This window comes from Haloterrigena salifodinae, assembly GCF_003977755.1.
Taxonomy (GTDB): domain Archaea; phylum Halobacteriota; class Halobacteria; order Halobacteriales; family Natrialbaceae; genus Haloterrigena; species Haloterrigena salifodinae.
Genome location: NZ_RQWN01000003.1, coordinates 346,395 through 363,370 on the forward strand (window position 1 = coordinate 346,395; position 16,976 = coordinate 363,370).

The 16,976-nt window shown below is 65.4% G+C and carries 15 protein-coding genes; 7 read left to right on the top strand and 8 right to left on the bottom strand.

Annotated features, from left to right (window positions below; translation table 11 throughout):
• The first annotated feature begins 131 nt into the window (after positions 1 to 131).
• Entirely contained in the window at positions 132 to 449 is a 318-nt protein-coding gene (locus EH209_RS16255; RefSeq protein WP_126663908.1) for a HalOD1 output domain-containing protein, read from the top strand.
• Between the two features lie 30 nt (positions 450 to 479).
• Here the strand turns inward: EH209_RS16255 and EH209_RS16260 are convergent, their stop codons facing one another.
• Entirely contained in the window at positions 480 to 1,346 is an 867-nt protein-coding gene (locus EH209_RS16260) for an alpha/beta fold hydrolase (protein ID WP_126663909.1), read from the bottom strand.
• 171 nt (positions 1,347 to 1,517) lie between these two features.
• Here EH209_RS16260 and priL point away from each other — a divergent pair, with 171 nt between their 5' ends.
• On the top strand, positions 1,518 to 2,600 hold the full coding sequence (priL, locus tag EH209_RS16265; protein WP_126663910.1) for a DNA primase regulatory subunit PriL: 1,083 nt from the start codon (positions 1,518 to 1,520) through the stop codon (positions 2,598 to 2,600).
• A gap of 7 nt (positions 2,601 to 2,607) precedes the next feature.
• Here priL and EH209_RS16270 read toward each other — a convergent pair whose 3' ends face one another.
• Together EH209_RS16270 and EH209_RS16275 are read right to left on the bottom strand one after the other, a co-directional pair.
• Positions 2,608 to 2,991: a hypothetical protein gene (locus EH209_RS16270; protein WP_126663911.1), complete on the bottom strand. Its 384-nt coding sequence runs from the start codon at positions 2,989 to 2,991 to the stop codon at positions 2,608 to 2,610.
• A gap of 43 nt (positions 2,992 to 3,034) precedes the next feature.
• On the bottom strand, positions 3,035 to 3,304 hold the full coding sequence (locus tag EH209_RS16275; RefSeq protein WP_126663912.1) for a DUF7472 family protein: 270 nt from the start codon (positions 3,302 to 3,304) through the stop codon (positions 3,035 to 3,037).
• Positions 3,305 to 3,663: 359 nt separating this feature from the next.
• On the opposite strand from EH209_RS16275, the gene EH209_RS16280 reads away from it, so the two are divergent.
• The 3 genes from EH209_RS16280 (at position 3,664) to EH209_RS16290 (ending at position 5,963) form a co-directional block, all read left to right on the top strand.
• Positions 3,664 to 4,740 (top strand): right-handed parallel beta-helix repeat-containing protein, encoded by a 1,077-nt coding sequence (locus EH209_RS16280; RefSeq protein WP_126663913.1) that lies wholly within the window; start codon positions 3,664 to 3,666, stop codon positions 4,738 to 4,740.
• 154 nt (positions 4,741 to 4,894) lie between these two features.
• Positions 4,895 to 5,518: an SWIM zinc finger family protein gene (locus EH209_RS16285; protein ID WP_126663914.1), complete on the top strand. Its 624-nt coding sequence runs from the start codon at positions 4,895 to 4,897 to the stop codon at positions 5,516 to 5,518.
• A gap of 85 nt (positions 5,519 to 5,603) precedes the next feature.
• Entirely contained in the window at positions 5,604 to 5,963 is a 360-nt protein-coding gene (locus tag EH209_RS16290) for a hypothetical protein (protein WP_126663915.1), read from the top strand.
• Here the strand turns inward: EH209_RS16290 and EH209_RS25130 are convergent.
• Both EH209_RS25130 and EH209_RS16300 read right to left on the bottom strand, forming a co-directional pair.
• A complete protein-coding gene (locus EH209_RS25130) occupies positions 5,943 to 6,266 on the bottom strand; it encodes a transcriptional regulator (protein ID WP_126663916.1) in 324 nt (107 codons plus the stop codon). The two genes, EH209_RS16290 and EH209_RS25130, sit on opposite strands and share 21 nt — an antisense overlap.
• Before the next feature lies 1 nt (position 6,267).
• Positions 6,268 to 6,888: a hypothetical protein gene (locus tag EH209_RS16300; RefSeq protein ID WP_211338374.1), complete on the bottom strand. Its 621-nt coding sequence runs from the start codon at positions 6,886 to 6,888 to the stop codon at positions 6,268 to 6,270.
• 603 nt (positions 6,889 to 7,491) lie between these two features.
• Between EH209_RS16300 and EH209_RS16305 the strand changes: the two genes are divergently transcribed.
• Positions 7,492 to 9,429: an acyl-CoA dehydrogenase family protein gene (locus EH209_RS16305; RefSeq protein ID WP_126663918.1), complete on the top strand. Its 1,938-nt coding sequence runs from the start codon at positions 7,492 to 7,494 to the stop codon at positions 9,427 to 9,429.
• Positions 9,430 to 9,769: 340 nt separating this feature from the next.
• On the opposite strand, the gene hjc is transcribed toward EH209_RS16305, so the two are convergent.
• From hjc to EH209_RS16320, 3 genes are all read right to left on the bottom strand, one after another.
• Positions 9,770 to 10,291 (bottom strand): Holliday junction resolvase Hjc, encoded by a 522-nt coding sequence (gene hjc / locus EH209_RS16310; protein ID WP_126663919.1) that lies wholly within the window; start codon positions 10,289 to 10,291, stop codon positions 9,770 to 9,772.
• Positions 10,292 to 10,354: 63 nt separating this feature from the next.
• Positions 10,355 to 11,191 carry a CPBP family intramembrane glutamic endopeptidase gene (locus EH209_RS16315; RefSeq protein WP_126663920.1) on the bottom strand — a complete coding sequence of 279 codons (837 nt, stop codon included), beginning with the start codon at positions 11,189 to 11,191 and terminating at the stop codon, positions 10,355 to 10,357.
• 77 nt (positions 11,192 to 11,268) lie between these two features.
• On the bottom strand, positions 11,269 to 16,437 hold the full coding sequence (locus EH209_RS16320; RefSeq protein WP_126663921.1) for a PAS domain S-box protein: 5,169 nt from the start codon (positions 16,435 to 16,437) through the stop codon (positions 11,269 to 11,271).
• Between the two features lie 274 nt (positions 16,438 to 16,711).
• On the opposite strand from EH209_RS16320, the gene EH209_RS16325 reads away from it, so the two are divergent.
• Positions 16,712 to 16,969: a HalOD1 output domain-containing protein gene (locus EH209_RS16325; RefSeq protein WP_126663922.1), complete on the top strand. Its 258-nt coding sequence runs from the start codon at positions 16,712 to 16,714 to the stop codon at positions 16,967 to 16,969.
• Positions 16,970 to 16,976 lie beyond the last annotated feature (7 nt).

The window sequence follows — 16,976 nt, forward strand, 5'->3', positions numbered from 1 at the left end:
GCCGTTCGGCTCGGTTGACTGCCGACGGCACCACTCGACGGTCGCGACGGCGGCCGCGGGAGCACGCTATTACTTAAAAATATCATATGGGAAGGTGGGAGGCTACCAGTCTCTCTCGAGTAGTCCGGGCCATGCCCTCCACAGACGGTCCGGCGGACACCAGCGACGCGGACGAGCCGACGTTCACGACGACGTTCGATCCGGACGTCGGCGAGCGAGCCAGCGAGGCCGTCATCACGGCGGTCGCGGCACTGACCGGCAGCCGCCCGGTCGATCTCGAGCCCCTCTACGAGGCTATCGATCCTGACGCGCTAGACTCGCTGGTCGACCACGCCCGGCGAGCGGACGCCAGCACCCACGAACTCTGGTTCCCCTACGCGGGGTACGAGATCGGCGTGCGAAGCGACGGTCGAATCCAGTTCTACGACGGCGCCGCCCCGACCGCGTAGATCCGGGGTTCACGCGGCCGCCGCAGGCGATCAGTCGTGGTCTGCAAGAAACGCCCGCAGTTCCTCGTTCATCCGATCGGCGTGCTCGATGAAAAAGCAGTGCGAGCCGCCCTCGAACCGCTCGAGTCGCGCGTTCGGAATCGCCTCCTCGAGTAACAGCCCATTCTCGAAGGGGACCACGCGGTCGTCGGTCCCGTGGAGCACCAGTGTCGGCACGCGGAGCCCCTCGAGCCGATCGCTGACGTCGAAGTCGAGGACGGCCGCAGCCTGAGCCTCGCGAGCCGGATCGTCGGCGTCCTGCTCGAGTCGCCATTCGATGATCCGGTCCATCAGGTGCGGGTTCCGATTCGTAAACCGCTCGGTGAAGGCGGGGCGCATCCGGTGGCGGAGTTTCTCGCGCTCGCTCGCGCCGTCGGGGACGTCGAAGATGAATTCCTGGGTCTCGTCGGGAACCGGGACCGCGTCGGGGCCGCCGTGGCTCGTACAGCACAGCGTCAGCGTCTTCGCCCGCGTGTACTCGAGCGCGTAGCGCTGGGCGATCATTCCGCCCATGCTCGCGCCGACGACGTGGGCCTGGCGGACGCCGGCGTCTTTGAGGACTTCCTCGAGGTCCGCGGCGAGGCCGCCGATCGAGTAGCCGGCCAGTTTGAAGATGAGGGGCGCGCGGAGTTTCCGCGGCAGGCGCGGGAGCAGCGGGGGGAGGCCGACGTCGGATCGACCCGTCCCGCGGTTGTCGGGCGCGATCACGTCCCGGTCGTCCGCGACGGCCTCGCGCTGCCAGCGCCACATCCAGCGCCCGTAGCCCAGTCCCTGCACGAAGACGACCGGCGTTCCGCCGCCCTCGCTCTCGTCGTATTCGTAGTGGATCGACACGCCGTCTCGAGTGGCCCGTGGCATACTCGGAGAGACGTGTCGGACGCCCTTGAAATCGATCCCGACGACTGGCCGAAAACCGGTCGATATCGCCTCCATCGCCCGTCGCGGGGCGGTCCAATCGCGGCTTACTCGCGATCGTCCCCCGTCGAACAATCAGCGGCTTTAACCCCACGCAGTAACATCCCATTACCGATGCAGCGACTGCACGCCCGGTACCCGTTCCTCGAGACCGCCCGCGACGCCGTGGCGACGGAGGCCGTCGATCTGGCCACCGTCGTCGACCAGGATCGGGCGGTCGTCAACCGCGCCCGCGAGCGCGTGGTGGCGGCCCTCGAGGACGGCGAGACGGGCGAGCCGCGACGAGACACGCGCGTCGAACTGCTCTCCTATCCCGTCGCGCGCGTCCTCGTCTCGATGGTCGAGGAGCGCGTCCTCGTTCGCAAGTACGCCCGCGCCGAGGCCGCGACCGCCTACGATCGCTTTACGACCGACTTCGAGGACACCACGGAACTGAAAAGCGTCGAGTCGACCGGGCTGGACCTCGAGACCCTTCTCGCGGAGTTCGACCTCGACGGCGCGGTCCGGGAGACCGCCGACGGCTACCGGATCGACGTCGGCACCTACCTTCCCCTCGCCGAGGACCTGTGGGGCGACGAGTGGCACCTGGTCAACCGCGCGCTGACCGACGGCGAGGTGCCGGTCGACCACGACGAACTCCTGACCCTGCTCCGAGAGGCCATCCGGGGCCGCATCGAGGACGGCCTCCCCTTCGACGTTCCCGCAGTCATCGCCGCTGCCCTCGAGGACGAGGCCGCCGAGATCCGCGAGGTACTCGCCGATCTCGAACTCACGCAGGACATCGATACTGTCGTTCCTGACCTGTTCCCGCCGTGTATGAAGGCCCTGCTCGACGATATCCAGAAGGGCGAACACTTGCCCCACCACTCGCGGTTTGCGATCACCGCCTTCCTGACGAGCATCGGGATGACGACCGACGAAATCGTCGAACTCTACCGGGTCAACTCGTCGTTCGGCGAGGAGATGACCCGCTACCAGACCGACCACATCCGCGGCGACAGTTCGCCGACGGAGTACTCGCCGCCCTCCTGTGCGACGATGCAGTCCTACGGCGACTGCGTGAACAAGGACGACCTCTGTGAACGCATTCCTCACCCGATGGCCTACTACGAGGAGCGGATCGACGACGCCGACGACGACGAGATCGATGACTGGCGGGAGGCCGAGCGCGAGGAGCAGTCGGCCAGCGGCGACTGATTCTGCATTAGTTGCGCTCTCGCTCCTCGAGGTCGTCGGCCCGTTGCTGAATCTCCCGGAGCGCGCTCTCCTGTTCGCCGCGCGTGAGGCCACCGGATTCGGCGTGCCGGCCGTCGTACTGCCAAGACGGGATCGTGTTCCAGACGTCCCGGACCTCCTCGTCGTCGGCGGCGGTCTCGCCGGCCGTCGCGGCGCGACGCCACGCGAGGGCGGCCGCGAGCAGCGTCAGCACCGCGACCGCGCCGACGGCGGCGGGCGCCTCGAGGACCGATGCCGAGAGACCGACAATCGCTGATCCGAACACGAAGGTTCCGACGACGGCGGCGATCACCGACCACCTCGAGCGAGATCGCGTCGATTCGGCGTCGAGAGCGGCGTCGGGACTGCGCATACAGTATATCAACGCAATAACTGCAAAAAGTATTGTGCCGCCGTCAGATCGCGCTGCCGGTGTCGGCGTCCGTCTCGTCGTCGGTCTCGAGGCCGTCCTCGGGGTCGTTCAGGAGGTACGCGAGACCAATGCCGACCGCGAGCATCAGGATGATAAAGCCGGTGATGGCGCCGACGAGCAGTTCACCGCCTTGGGGAGAGAGTGTGCCGCTGGACCCGCCGTACTGGGTCCCGATAGCAATCATAGTGCCGAGCATCAGCACGACCATCGAGAGGGAGACGCCAATTTCGATGATCTGTTCGCGGTCGAGCATTGATTCGTTGCTTTCGGCGGCCGAAGCAAAAGCGCTTCGAAGGGCGCGCTACCGATACCGAATTCGGAACGAACGTCGCGGCTGTACGGTGTCGGGAACGATCGGTAGGCCTGTTGAACGCGCTATAAGCGATGCGTACGGCTCTTCGGTCCCGTAATCACCTCGCCGTGTTACTGCTCTCCGCGGAGGCGGACGAGAGTGGCTCGGTCACCGGCCGGGTCCGTCGATGAGTTCCGAGAGCACCCGAATCCCGTATCGCGTACGAACTATCAACACCGTTCGTCGGCGAGAGAGAACCGTCCGACGAGAGACCAAAGCCGCTCATACCAAAGCCGTAGCCGCCGCTGAGTTGCAGTGGAATGTCAAATGGTAATCATCAGGAGACGGTTGACCGACGATCGTACCTCGCCGGAAGCGCCGTAGCACTGAGTGCCCTCTCGATGGGGTCCGGGGTCGCGGCCGCTGGTGACGGGAAGAAAAACGGAAACCACGATCCCGCGGACGGGGATCGAACCGAGAGCACGATCACCGAGTGTACGACGATCACCGAATCCGGCACCTACGTGCTCGCGGACGACCTCGAGACGGCGCCGGAGACGGCCTGTATCACTGTTCGGGCCAGCGACGTACTGATCGACGGACGGGGCCACACGATCTCCGGTCCGAACGGACAGGGGGTCGAGGGCGTCGGCGTGTCGGTCCAGCCGCCGGGCGAAGAATCGATTTCGAACGTGACGGTCACGGACCTCACTCTCGAGCGCCTTCGTACCGGGATCGTTTTCGACGACGTGACGGATGGGGTGATCAAAGCAGTCACGAGCGAGATGACGACGATCGCCGGCACTAACTTCGTCCTGGTCGACGCCGACCGGAACACGCTCGTCGACAACGACCTCGAGCGCGGTGGATCGGGGATATACCTCATCAACGCGAACGAGAACGTTGTAGTTGGTAATTCCACAGCCAATACGTTTTTCCCCGGTCTCGATCTCCTCGAATCGGACGGGAATACGCTCGTCGGGAACACCGTAACCAGCGTCGACGGAGTCGGCATCCTCCTCCAGCGGTCGGACGGGAACCACCTCCTGCAGAACACCGCGACGCTGAACGCCATCGGGATCTCCCTCGTGGGCTCGAACGACAATCGCCTCGACCTGAACGCCGCGAACGAGAACATCGCCGTGGGAGGCGGTTCGGGCTTCCACCTATCGGGATCCGATCGGAACAGCGGCCGCGGCAACACCGCCGAGGAGAATCCGTTCGGACCGATCAGCATCAGCGGCGCCGGGAACGCAATCGAAGTCAACGGGACGGTGTACACCGGCGATCCCGCGACGGAAACGGTCGAGGCGGAGGCCGACGACGACACCGTCGAAGAGGGTCTGACCGAGGCGAAAAACGAGGTTCTGGCGTTCACCGACACGAACAGGCCGTAGATCGGCGGCTACTCGAGCCCGCTGTGCAGTCCACAGCGCAGTCGGGATTGATAAACCGGCGGCCTGCAACCGCCGGCGCGCCCGTTATATCGCTCGATCCCCTACAGTCGTCGAATAGCCATCCGACCAGTCCAGCGATCAGTCTGACGCATCCATGAACACAACAGCGTCACCGAAAACAGCTCTGCCAGTACCGTCAAGCGACCACCTCGAGGAGCGCTCGCGCCGCGCTCGCACCGAACCGATGTCCGTGCTGGCGCTGGGCGACGGCCTCTACGAGGTCGAGTCGGCCAGCGACCACACCTACCTCGTCGACCTCGAGTCGGGTCGCTGCACCTGTCCGGATCACGTCTTCCGAGAGGCCCGCTGCAAGCACATCCGCCGCGTAGCGATCGAGATCACCCACGGCCGAACGCCGCCGCCGGGCGAGATCGCCGTCGCGTGTCACGACTGCGGCGACGCGGTCTTCGTCGACGAAGACGCCAGCGAACCGTTCTACTGTGAGGCCCACGAGATCCGCGCCGGCGATACCGTCCGCGACCGCGAGACCGACGACCGGCTCACCGTCGTCGACGTCTCCGACCTGCGGGCCGACGTCGTCACGATCGGCGGCCGCGACACCACCGTCGCCGACTACGCGACCAACGAGGACTACGACCCCGACGTGCCCGTCGTCGGGGCCGTCTACCCCCACGCAACCGTCGCAAAGAACGGCGTCGTTCCCGGCTCGCTGAAGGTCTACGTCTTCCCGCGAACGCGACTCGAGAAGGCCACGTAATCTCCCTGCTTCGTTTTCGGTCCGATCGATTCCAGACTGCACCGGGACGATTATCGAGGACATCCCGGGACTGGCCTCGAAGCAGATGTGCGACCAGGTCGCGCTGTACCTCGTCGAGGAGACGGGAAACGATCTCACCGAAGCCGAGGTGACGATCCCCCACGACTCGGTTGAGTGGTCGGTAATCGATGCGATCGACCCTGAGCAGCTGCCGACCGAGAGGCCGACGCAGGTCCGCGAGATCGAAACCCGTGTGAGCGAGGCAACGCCGCGGCTGGCCTCGAGGCGGTCGGTCGGTGAGACCGTTCAGGAATCCACGACTGAACGCAGCGCAACAGGGGGCGGGTCTAATCCCGGTCTCGAGGCCGTCGACGACCACCATGAGCAGCTCCGGTTCAGTGTGGAAGACGTGAACGCCGCCGCTTCAAGAGTTCCCACTATTTGATTGATGCTCCGTCTCGTGTTCGTCTACGAATCCGCTCAGTTCCTGTAGATACGCCTGAAACGCAGTAACGCCGGCCGTTGTAAGATGGTAGCGCGTTTCGAACCCGTTTTGAGCCCACGCGCGTCTATCCTCAACGTATCCTGCCTGCTCTAATTTTTCTGTGTGCGAGGCGAGATTCCCATCCGTGAGATCCAGATGATTCCGAATGTGGGTGTACGAGACGTCTCTGTGTTTGTATAGAACCCCCATGATCCGGAGTCTAGTTGGTTGATGGATGAGCTTGAGATCCGATGGGAGATTCATTTCAGCCTCGATATGTGATTATCCAGCCTGTGACAAAATACGCACATCCCTGGACGAGTCCGAGTGCAAATCCTTCCCCAGTAAGTGAAAGGTCTCCCAAGCGAATTGCGATGCTTGCGAGGACGATCGCGGTGCCGGCCACGATCATCGGTGTGAGAACCCATCTCGAGTTATACACGAAATAGAAGACGACGCCGATGATGGCTGTGAGGATGCCGCCAGTTATCCCCATGATGGTGTAGATGGTCGCATCGGATCCGAGTGTGATTGAGACGACGGCTGCAATTACGAAGAACAGAACGGTAAATCCTATTCCCAAGGCTCTTTCGCTGAGTGACTGTTGCTCCTGACCTCGTGTGATCGAGTGTGTGGACCAGAGTGTTGCCGTGATGATAACCGCGCCAGCTATCCACGGGAGCCAGAGGACTGCGAGTGCGAGTGAGCCGTTATCGTAGTTGGTCAGCCAGGGGTCGGCTGCTGTGTAGGAGATCGGGATTGCTGCGATCGCCAGCGCGAACACCATGAGATTCAGACCAAATGTGCGTGCAGTCAGTGTTTCGTCGTATCCCCCAATCTCTGAGAGCGCCTGCGCTGCTTCGTTTGCAGGGAAGTCTTCAGTCATGTCTTTCGTCATCACTTTTCCCTTATCGCTACGAACGTATATTGAATCTGAACCTTTGTAAGGCAAAGTACGTCTCCGGGACCGGACGCGAAACCGATCGTATCGTCGCCTGTACCGAGTCGTAAGTCCACAACGATGTCGGTGACTTGTCTGCTGGTACGGGATGGTCGTCAGGTCAACGTAGTGCTGGCTCGCTGTCTCAATCGAGAAGTCCGTCGCTCCCCAGCGGTAGGGTTCGTTGACGACGCTCTATCGGCGCCTCCAAACGTGATCCCCCTGCTTACGTGGCCACTGGGGATGGCTACGCTCTCCCCAGCCGATTCGTTCGCTCTCGAGTCCGCTCACTCATCCAACGGAAGACGCGCCGCGTCTTTCAAGTCGTTCGCTTGTGCCACTCGCAAAGAGCCCGCACGACTTCGTGCCACAGTTCGTAATCCACCCACCGCGGCACAGCGCGCCCCACCGCACGGCAGTTGATCGAGTCGAAACGAGCAAAACAGAATTAGCCAACGAGTCGCGAATTCGAGTTACGTAAACGATCGAAAACCGATGGCGCGTTGATGCACAGCCGTTTTATTGTGGATCGTCAACAACAATCACGGCATGAGCACGGGGCTCGATCACGGCCGATTCGACGAGGGACGGGCGATCAACTACTGGGAGCTCGACCGTCCCCTCGAGCGCGAACTCCGCCGGCTGTATACGAACGACGAGTTCGAGTGGGCCGAGCCCCGCCTCGCCGAGTTCGGCGAGGTCGTCGGCCACACGATCGCGGACAACGCCGACTACATCGACGACCACGGGCCGGAGCTCGAGTCCTACGACGAACTCGGCGAGGTACAGAACCACGTCCGATACCCGGCCGAACAGCTCGAGAACGATCGGTTAGCTTATGAGCGGGGGATCGTCGCCGACGCCTTCGAAGCGCCGCCCGGCCGCGACGAGCCAATGCCGCTGGCCCACACCCTCGCGATGCAGTACCTGCTGTCGTACGCCGACGTGGGCTTCGACTGTCCAGTTGCAATGACCGCCGGCGCTGCGCTCGTCCTCGAAAAGTTCGACGACGGCTCGCTCACCGACTACTACGACGCCCTGACGAGCCGCGAGTACGACGACCTGATCGAGGGCGCGATGTTCCTCACCGAGAAGCAGGGTGGCAGCGACGTCGGGGCCAACGAGACCCGCGCCGAGTACGACGAGCAGGCCGGCTACTGGCGCCTCCACGGCGAGAAGTGGTTCTGCTCGAATATCGACGCCGAGGGCACCCTCGCGCTCGCTCGAGCCGACGGCGCCCCAGAGGGGACCGCCGGACTCTCGATGTTTCTCGTCCCCCACGCCGATCCGGATTCCAACGAGAGTCCCGCCGACGGCCCCCTCACCAAGGGCGACCGCCTCGAGGACGGCCCGCTCGAGCCCGAGTCCGTCAACGACCAGCTCTACCGACGGCTGAAGGACAAACTCGGTACCACGGCGGTCCCCACCGGCGAGGTGGAGTTCACCGGCGCGAAAGCCTTCCTCGTCGGCGAGGAGGAGCAGGGGTTCAAACAGATGACCGAGATGCTCAACCTCGAGCGGCTCTCGAACGCCGCGGCGGCCTGCGGACTGATGGGGCGGGCGGTGCTCGAGAGCACGATCTACGCCGCCAACCGGGAAGCGTTCGGCGATACGATCGATCAGTTCCCCCTGATGCGCGCGGACCTCGTGGACATGACCGTCGCCCACGAGGCCGCGACGGCGTTCACCTTCGAGGCGGCGCGGTTGCTCTCCGAGCGCGAGCGGGCCGAACGGCGTGCCCGCTCCGACGACGCCGCGAGCGCAGACGAGGATACCCCAAGCGCGACTGCGGACGAGAGCGCCGATGGCGCCTACCGCCTCATGCGACTGCTGATCCCCATCGCCAAGCTCCGAACGGGTCGGATGGCCGTGGATACCGCCTCCTACGCGATGGAGGTCCACGGCGGCAACGGCTACGTGAACGACTTCGTCACCAACCGCCTGCTCCGGGACGCGCAGGTGCTCCCGATCTGGGAGGGCACCGAGAACGTCCTCTCGCTGGACGTCCTCCGGGCCCTCGAGCGCGAGGATGCCCACGAACCGCTGCTCGAGACGATCGAGAACCGGCTCGAAACGGTCACCCACCCGGCGCTTGCGGACGCCGTCGAGACCGTCGAAGCCGAGTACGAGGACCTCGCGGCCGCCCTCGCGACACTGGCGACCGAGGACGGCGAGTACGCGCAGCTCTCGGCCAAGCGCCTCGCCCACTACGTCTTCGACGTCTTTACCGCCGCATTGCTGCTCGCACAAGCGCAGACGGCGCTCGAGGCCGATGACGAGACGAAACGTGAGGAGAGCGGCGAGAACACCCGAAACGGCCGAATCGCGCTGATCGCACGACGGTTCGTCGCGATCGAACTCGAGGAGCGGCCGGCCCGCGGAATCACGATCGGCGATCGGGACGTCCTCGAGGCCTTCGAGTCGATCGTCCGCGGCGGGCCGGTCGATCCGGAGATCCTCTCGGCGACGGCTCCGGCGGACGACTGAGCGGAGACGATCGTGCGGACGCGAGTACGAACGGACGCCGGCGGGAACTACCCGCAGCGACGGTCGAGCGCAGCAGGGGAAACGGCTCCGCTTACGAGAGCCGACGGAACTCGGTTCCGCCGCAGGGGCAACTCGCTGGCGACCCGATCGGCCGGATCCGACCATCCGGCCAGATGCGGGCCGCGAACACGGAGCCGCAGTTCTCGCAGATCGCCGTCCCGCGTGCGACTGTCGTCGAGTCGGTCATTCGTCGTGGTGTAGAGCGATCGACGGGGAAGTCGATTGAGCCCAACTAGTTGGGAACGACGGCGGCCGGCGATAGCGCTCGATCTTGGAGACCCTATTCGAGCAGGTCCGCGGCTTCCTCGACGCCCATGACGTCCTGTTTGACGGCGTTGAGCACGCGGAGGATCTCCTCGTCGGGGCCGTCGTCGCCGCCGTCGCCGACCTCCTCGAGGGTGACCTTCTCGGAACGGCCGACGAACTCGTCGAAGTCGGTGCCGTCGGCGATGGCGGTCTCCTTCTTGACGCGGTAGTTACCGCCGTCGGTGACGTGGAGGTCGCCGGGGTGGAAGAAGTACCAGTCCTCGCGGTCGAAACGGACGCCGATGCGGGGTTTTGCGCCGAAGTTCTGCGCGAAGAAGATCAAGGCCTCGACCTCCTCGCCGGTAAGATAGATCGGGTCGCCGGCGCTCGATTTCGCTTCGATCGCGTAGAATACCTCGCTGTCGCCCGCGAGGACGTCCGGGAGTTCGCGTTCGGTCGCGGAGCCGCTGGCGGGCGCGCGCATCACCGCGAAGCCGGCCGCGTCGAGTTCGTTGACGAGCTCCCGCTCGCGGCGGTCGCCCTTCGCCTGAGACATACCGGCCTCTCGACCGCGGGCGGTAATAAAAGGACGGAGGGCGCGGTGAAAGTGTTCGCTCGGCTACAGCGGGAGCGGCAGGGTTGCGACGGTCACCGCCAGATCGAGGAGGCCCTCGGTGGTCGGCCCCGACTGCTCGAGGTCGTAGACGAGGGTGATGTAGATCAGTCCGAACTGGAATCCGTTGTAGACGGCGTGAGAGAGGATCGGAACGAGCAGGTTCTCGCTTTTCGCGTAGAGGTAGCCGAAGATGAGCCCGCCGCCGAAGACGGACGCGATCGGGACCATGGTCGCGAGCAGCGAGTTCGATTGGACGGCGTAGGAGACGAAGTGAACGAGAGCGAAGATGGCGCTGGCGATGACGATCGCGTGGGTGCGGCTGAACGCCTCATAGAGGCGCTTCTGAACCACGTTCCGGAAGAGGAACTCTTCGGCCGGCGCGTTGAAGAAGAAAACGACGCCGATCATGATCAGGACCATCGTCGGATCGTCGCCGATGTAGGTCATCACGTTGTTTTCCGAAGAGGGCAAGGAGAGCGTCGAGACGACGACGGCCACGAGGACGTAAAACACGAGGATGCCGACGACGCCCGCGATGGCGTAGATCCAGCCCTGTTTCGTCGGCATCCGGAGGTCGACGTACCCCCAGCCGCGATCAGTGACGGCGAGGTAGATGGCACCGGCCAGCGCGATCCCGACGAAGTTGAGCGAGAGCATCGCCGTTTTGGCGGTGATCGACGCGTCCACCGGCGAACGGAGAAGTTCGGGATCAAGCAGAAACGCCGGCAACGTCGTGAAGTTTGGGGCCACGAGGACGCCGAAGATCGTCAGTCCGATGGCCACGAGCGTCGAGCGAAACGGACCGTCCGTCCGCTCGCGGTGCCGTTGTGATGTCTCCATGCCCGCCCGTACGGGGACCGGATCCTTGGGCGTTCCGAGTAGGACCGCCGTCGCTGGACGGGGGCTCCGGCAGCGGCTCAGGAGCCGTCGGTGAGCGAGAGCGTCTCGTCGTCGAACAGGCGCGCCAGCAGCCGCTGCTGGCCGATCCGGAGGTGGCGGTTGACCGTCGGCTGGGTCACCTCGAGCATCTCGGCGATCTCCTCGCCGGTGCTCTCGCGGGGCCACTCGAAGAAACCGGCCAGATACGCAGTCCGAAGCACCTCGAGCTGTCGGTCGGTCATGTCCTCGAACAGCGACGTCACCAACTCCTGGCGGGTGTGCATCGTTCGCTGGACGTGCCGGCGCGACCGGAGGTCGACGCGCTCGTACCGATCCCGGAGCATCTCGACGAACTCGCGAACGTCGGTCGTCACGGGGACGTCGACAGTGACCTCGGTCCGGCCCTCGTCGGCCGTGATCGACCGCGGGCTCCCGCCGTGGCGGACCAGCCGCGAGGCGAGGACGTCGCCGGTGACGGTCGCCTCGAACAGACAGCGCGAGTCGGATTCGGTGACGAGGCGCGCGGACGTCACGGAGACGAGGCCGTCGAGCGCGTCGCGGACGGCCTCCGACGACGCCCCTCGAGTCTCGAAGAACAGGGACGTCTCCGACTCGCCGCGGGTGCCGAGCCCCTCGTAGGTGACCGCGGCGCCGGTCGCCGTCGCGATCCGTGACAGGACGTCGTCGGTCTCGAGGTCGAGGGTCAGTTCGACGAGCGTCTCGGCGTGGAGGGCTTCCTGGGTTTGGGCCGCGTTGATCGCGTTCGCGATACCCTCGCCGAGTTCGGCGAACACCGAGCGCTCGAGGTTGGTGAACGCGTCGGGTTCGTCGGCGTAGACCGTCAGGACGCCGTAGCTGTACTCCTCGAAGGAGAGCGGGACGGCGACGGCCGACTGGAAGCCCGCGTCGAGCGCGTTCGTTCGCCACGCCTCACCCTGGAGGCCCTCGACGACGTTCTCGACGACCGTCGGCGTCCCCGACCGAGCGGCCCGAACCGCGGGCTCCTGAGACTCGCCGTCGAGACCGAAGTCGACCGCGTCCAGGTACTCCGGGTCGTCGCCGGCCCAGGTGCGCGGCTCGAGGGTCGAGCCGCTCGCGTCGAGGTCGCCGATCCAGGCGAAGGAAACATTGTCGGCCGCGACGAGTCGCTCGGGGACGGTTCGCTCGATCTCGTCGCGGCCGTCGGCGCCGATGAGCGACCGGTCGATCCCGCGGATGATCTCCGTGATCTGAATCTGGCGGCGAAGCCGACGGTTCTGGCCCGCCAGCTCCGCGTCGCGCTCCCGGAGGTTCGCCTCGCTCTCGAGGCGGTCGAACGCCGCTTCGGTGGTCGCGACGAGCGTCTCGAACAGCCGGCGGGTTTCGTCGTCGATCGTCGCGGGTGAAGCGAGCAGGACGAAAACGCCGTAGTCACCGATCGGAACGAGTAGCCCGCCGGGAGCGTCGCCGCCGAACAGCGGCGATCGATCGCCGATCTCGGCGTCGTCGACGACGGTCTGGGTGCCCGTCACGTAGGTCGACCAGAGCACGGAATCGCTGTCCCCGACCGCGATGGACGGTGCGCCGCCGGATCGATCGGCGAAGCCGGCCGTCGACGAGACCGGTTCGAACCGATTGGTCTCGGAATCGAGCAGGTAGACGCCGGCGCCGGCGTCGCCGGACTCGAGCAGGTCGGCGGCCGTATCGACGACCAGATCGGCGACGGTCGACTCCGTCTCGGCGTTGAGCAGTCCGCGCGCGGTCTCGTGGAGCGACTCGAGGGCCAGTTCCCGGCGCTTTCGGTTAGAGACGTCCTGGACCGTGCCCCGGTACTTGTGGAGCTCGCCGGCCTCGTCTCGGATCGGTTCGCTGATCGCGCGAACCCACCTGATCTCGCCCTCGCTGGTCCGAATCCGGGCCTCGAGATCGTACCCCGTCTCCGTCTCGATGGCCGTCTGGACTTGCTCGCGGACGAACGCTCGGTCGTCGGGATGGTAGCACTCGATCGTCCGCTCGAGGTCGGGCGTGACGCCGGACGGGAGGTCGTGGAGCCGATACATCTCGTCGGTCCAGGTCGTCGTCGACGGGTCGGATCGGACGTCCACTTCCCAGCCGCCGATCGATGCCATCCGCTGGACCCGCTCGAGTAGGTCGGTCGTTCGCTCGAGTTCGCGCTCGCGTCGCTTGCGGTCGGTAATGTCCTGAATCGAGCCGCGGACGGTGACGACCTCGCCGTCGTCAGCGATGGGTTCTCCGATCGTCCGAACCCACTGTATCTCGTCGTCGGGCGTGTGCATCCGCACCTCGAGATCGTAGCTCTCGCCGTGTTCGACCGCGTCATCGACGGCCGACAGGACCCGCGACCGATCGTCGGGGTGGTAGAGTTCGACCGCGTCTGCCACGTCCAGCGTTTCCGCCCGACCCACCCGACCGAACAGTCGCTCGAGTTGCGGCGTCAGCGTCAGCTCGTAGGGATCGGTCGTCACGTCGAGCTCCCAGCCGCCGACGCCGGCGATCCGCTGGGCCTGCTCGAGTAATTCGGTCGTCCGTTCGAGTTCTCGCTCGCGTTCCTTGCGCTCGGTGATGTCGCGGACGACCCCTGCCGTGCCCGCGAACTCGCCGTCCTCGGACGGCAACAGCGCCATGTGGTTTTCCGCCTCGATCACGTTGCCGTCGGCGGTCTCGAGGTCCATCTCGAAGGTCTCGTAGAGCTTGTCCTCCCGGAGCAGCTCCCGGACCAACTCCCGGGCGGTCTCGAGGTTCGACGGAGAGATCACGTCCTCGATGTCCGACCCGATCAGCGTTTCGGGCTCGTACCCCGCCAGCGGCTCGATCGCGTCGTTGACGAACTGGAACGTTCCCGACGCGTCGAGCGTGTAGACCGGGTCGCCGATCGCCTGGATAATCGTTTCGTAGCGCTCGAGTTCGCGCTCGCGTTCCTTGCGCTCGGTGATGTCGCGGACGACCCCCGCCGTGCCCGCGAACTCGCCGTCCTCGGACGGCAACAGGGCGATGTGCGTTTCGGTCTCGATTACGTCGCCGTTGGCCGTCATGAAATCCGTCTCGACGGTGGCGTACGGTCCCTCCTCCTCACGGAGCAGCTCGCGCACCTGTTCGCGGGCCCGCTCGAGATCCGGGGGCGGCAGGAGCGCCGAGACGTCGTCGCCGATCAACGCCTCGGGATCGTACCCCGCCAGCGTCTCGATGGCGTCGTTGATGAACCGAACCGTCCCGTCCTCGTCGAGCGTGTAGACCGGGTCGCCGATCGACTGGACGATCGTCTCGTAGCGCTCGAGTTCGCGCTCGCGCCGTTTGCGATCGGTGACGTCCTGCATCGACCCCCGAACGGCGACGGTTTCCCCGCCTTCGCGGACGGGATCGCCGATCATCCGGACCCAGCGCGGCTCGTCGTCGGTCGATCGGAGCCGCGCCTCGAGATCGTACGTCTCGCCGTCCTCGACGGCGCCGGAAAGCGCCGACCGAATCGCCGGCCGATCGTCCGGACGGAACTGCGCGAGCATCTTGTCGGGTGTCAGGGTCGTTCCCGGATCGAGGCCGAGTTGTCGGTAGAACTCGTCGGAGGCGGTCACCTCGTAGGGGTCCTCGCGGACGTCGATTTCCACGCCGCCGACCGACGCCAGCCGCTGGGCCTGCTCGAGCAGCTCGGTCGTCCGCTCGAGATCGCGCTCGTAGCGGGTTCGTTCGGAGATGTCGCGACCGATGCCGGTCACGACGGTCTCGCCCTCGAGGTCCTCGAGTCGGGTCGCGACGAACTCGTAGGGAATTAACTCCCCATCGGCGGTCCGGATCGGCACCTCCACGCGGGCCGTGCCGGTCTCGAGAACCTCGGCGATCGTCTCGTTGATGGCCGGACGATCCGCCTCGGCGAAGAACTCGATGGCGTCCATCGAGCCGATCTCGTCGGCGTCGTAGCCGCTGACCGTGGCGAGCGACTCGTTCCACCGTAGGAGGGTCCCGTCCTCGTCGATCACGTAAAACACGTCGTCGATGGCGTCGAGGACGTCGTCGGTGTAGGCCTTGTATCGCTGCAGTTCCCGCTCGCGCTCGCGCAACCGCCGCTCGTCGGCCTTCCGGTCGGTCATGTCGCGACTGATCGCCAGAAACCGGTTCTCGTCGGCGAAATCGATCCGGATCAGGTGAACCTCGACGGGGAACGTCGAGCCGTCACGGCGGCGGTACCGGTCCTTGAACTTGCGCCGCTCGCCGACCGAGAGCTCCGCGAGCAGCGCCTCGACGTCGGCGGCGTCGAACAGCTCTTCGTGCTCCCAGATCTTCGTGCCGACCAGCTCCGACTCCTCGTACCCCAACACCTCGCAGAACCGGTGGTTCGCCTCGACGATTGTCCCCTCGGTATCGAGCACGTCGATCATGTCGGGGGAATTCTCGAACAGCGCCTCGAGGCGCGCGCTCGTCGACTCCAACCGGCGTTCGCGGTCCTTGCGCTCGGTGATGTCCTCGAGGGCGCCCATCGTGCCGACGATCTCGCCGTCGGCGCCGTGGATCGGGGCGGCGGAGATACTCACGTCGATCCGCTCGCCGTCTTTCCTCACCCGCCGAGTCTCGAGCCCGGCGATCGACTCGCCATCGAACAGTCGGTCGAAGATCTCGCGGTGGTCTTCCCCCCGGTCGTCCGGAATGAACGGCAGTGGTTCGCCGAGCACCTCGTCCTCGCTCCAGCCGAAGATACGTTCGGCGGCGGGGTTCCACAGCGTCACCGTCTCGTCGGTGTCGAGCGCGACCAGCGCCGACGGGGAGGCCTCGATCATCGCACTGAGGCGCTCGTTCGTCTCCCGGAGCTCCCGTTCGCGCTCGTCGAACCGGCGCTCCCGTTCGCGCTCCCGGACCGCCGTCGTCAGTTCGTCGATCGCCGTCGAGAGGCGACCGAGGGCATCCTCGCGGTCGAGTTCGAAGTCGACGGCTTCGGCGTCCGCTTCGGGACCGGCGATCGCCTCGTCGACCTCGCCGTTGCGAACCTGCGAGACGAACGTCTCGAGTTCGCCCGCGAGGCGCTCGAGCGTCGACTCCCGATCGGCGCCGTCGCGAGCGGCAAGTCCGAGGACGAACGGGAGCGGGACGATCGACGGGTCGTAGAGTTCCGGTCCAAGACCGAGGAATAGCGAACCGGCGAGAATCACCCCGAGGAGGACCGGCGACCGCCGGCCGAGAGACCCGTCGAGAATGCTGCTGCGTGACGAACGACTGACCATAAGCGACGTATGCGAGGACCGTACATGATCTGCAGGGATCGTATCGCCCGATCGCTGGCGAAATTTACCGCGAGACTACGCTCCGTAGTGGCCGTCCGGCAACTCGGGCACGACAACCGCTCGCGATCGGATCGACCGACCGACGAGATGTCCCCTCGAGCGGTTCAGTTCGGCCGATTCGGTCGGGCTTCTATATGTGTAGTGTCTCGATCGCGACGGGTTTACGTGTATAATGAATAGCCGGATAGCCACCGCTGGCCTTTGAACGACTAACATGTCCGGAACGACGCTCGACTACCACAACGATTCGCTCAGTCTCTCAGTGATCGAGGCCCTCGCCGACGCGACCGACACCGACCCCGTCGAACTCGAGCCGCTGTACCACGTCGTCGACCCCGAGGCGCTCGATCAGCTCTTTCAGGGAACCACGCCGGCAACCGCGCGCGTCCAGTTCAGCTACGGCGAGCACACCGTCGAAGTTCGCGGCGACGGAACCATTCTGGTCGACGGAACGGTCCATGAGAGCCCGTAAGCGGTGC

What these genes read in the sequence shown, in the direction of transcription:
- EH209_RS16255 (WP_126663908.1), top strand. Translation starts at nt 132, where the DNA reads ATGCCCTCCACAGACGGTCCGGCGGACACCAGCGACGCGGACGAGCCG.
- EH209_RS16260 (WP_126663909.1), bottom strand. Translation starts at nt 1,346, where the DNA reads ATGCCACGGGCCACTCGAGACGGCGTGTCGATCCACTACGAATACGAC.
- priL (WP_126663910.1), top strand. Translation starts at nt 1,518, where the DNA reads ATGCAGCGACTGCACGCCCGGTACCCGTTCCTCGAGACCGCCCGCGAC.
- EH209_RS16270 (WP_126663911.1), bottom strand. Translation starts at nt 2,991, where the DNA reads ATGCGCAGTCCCGACGCCGCTCTCGACGCCGAATCGACGCGATCTCGC.
- EH209_RS16275 (WP_126663912.1), bottom strand. Translation starts at nt 3,304, where the DNA reads ATGCTCGACCGCGAACAGATCATCGAAATTGGCGTCTCCCTCTCGATG.
- EH209_RS16280 (WP_126663913.1), top strand. Translation starts at nt 3,664, where the DNA reads ATGTCAAATGGTAATCATCAGGAGACGGTTGACCGACGATCGTACCTC.
- EH209_RS16285 (WP_126663914.1), top strand. Translation starts at nt 4,895, where the DNA reads ATGAACACAACAGCGTCACCGAAAACAGCTCTGCCAGTACCGTCAAGC.
- EH209_RS16290 (WP_126663915.1), top strand. Translation starts at nt 5,604, where the DNA reads ATGTGCGACCAGGTCGCGCTGTACCTCGTCGAGGAGACGGGAAACGAT.
- EH209_RS25130 (WP_126663916.1), bottom strand. Translation starts at nt 6,266, where the DNA reads ATGAATCTCCCATCGGATCTCAAGCTCATCCATCAACCAACTAGACTC.
- EH209_RS16300 (WP_211338374.1), bottom strand. Translation starts at nt 6,888, where the DNA reads ATGACTGAAGACTTCCCTGCAAACGAAGCAGCGCAGGCGCTCTCAGAG.
- EH209_RS16305 (WP_126663918.1), top strand. Translation starts at nt 7,492, where the DNA reads ATGAGCACGGGGCTCGATCACGGCCGATTCGACGAGGGACGGGCGATC.
- hjc (WP_126663919.1), bottom strand. Translation starts at nt 10,291, where the DNA reads ATGTCTCAGGCGAAGGGCGACCGCCGCGAGCGGGAGCTCGTCAACGAA.
- EH209_RS16315 (WP_126663920.1), bottom strand. Translation starts at nt 11,191, where the DNA reads ATGGAGACATCACAACGGCACCGCGAGCGGACGGACGGTCCGTTTCGC.
- EH209_RS16320 (WP_126663921.1), bottom strand. Translation starts at nt 16,437, where the DNA reads ATGGTCAGTCGTTCGTCACGCAGCAGCATTCTCGACGGGTCTCTCGGC.
- EH209_RS16325 (WP_126663922.1), top strand. Translation starts at nt 16,712, where the DNA reads ATGTCCGGAACGACGCTCGACTACCACAACGATTCGCTCAGTCTCTCA.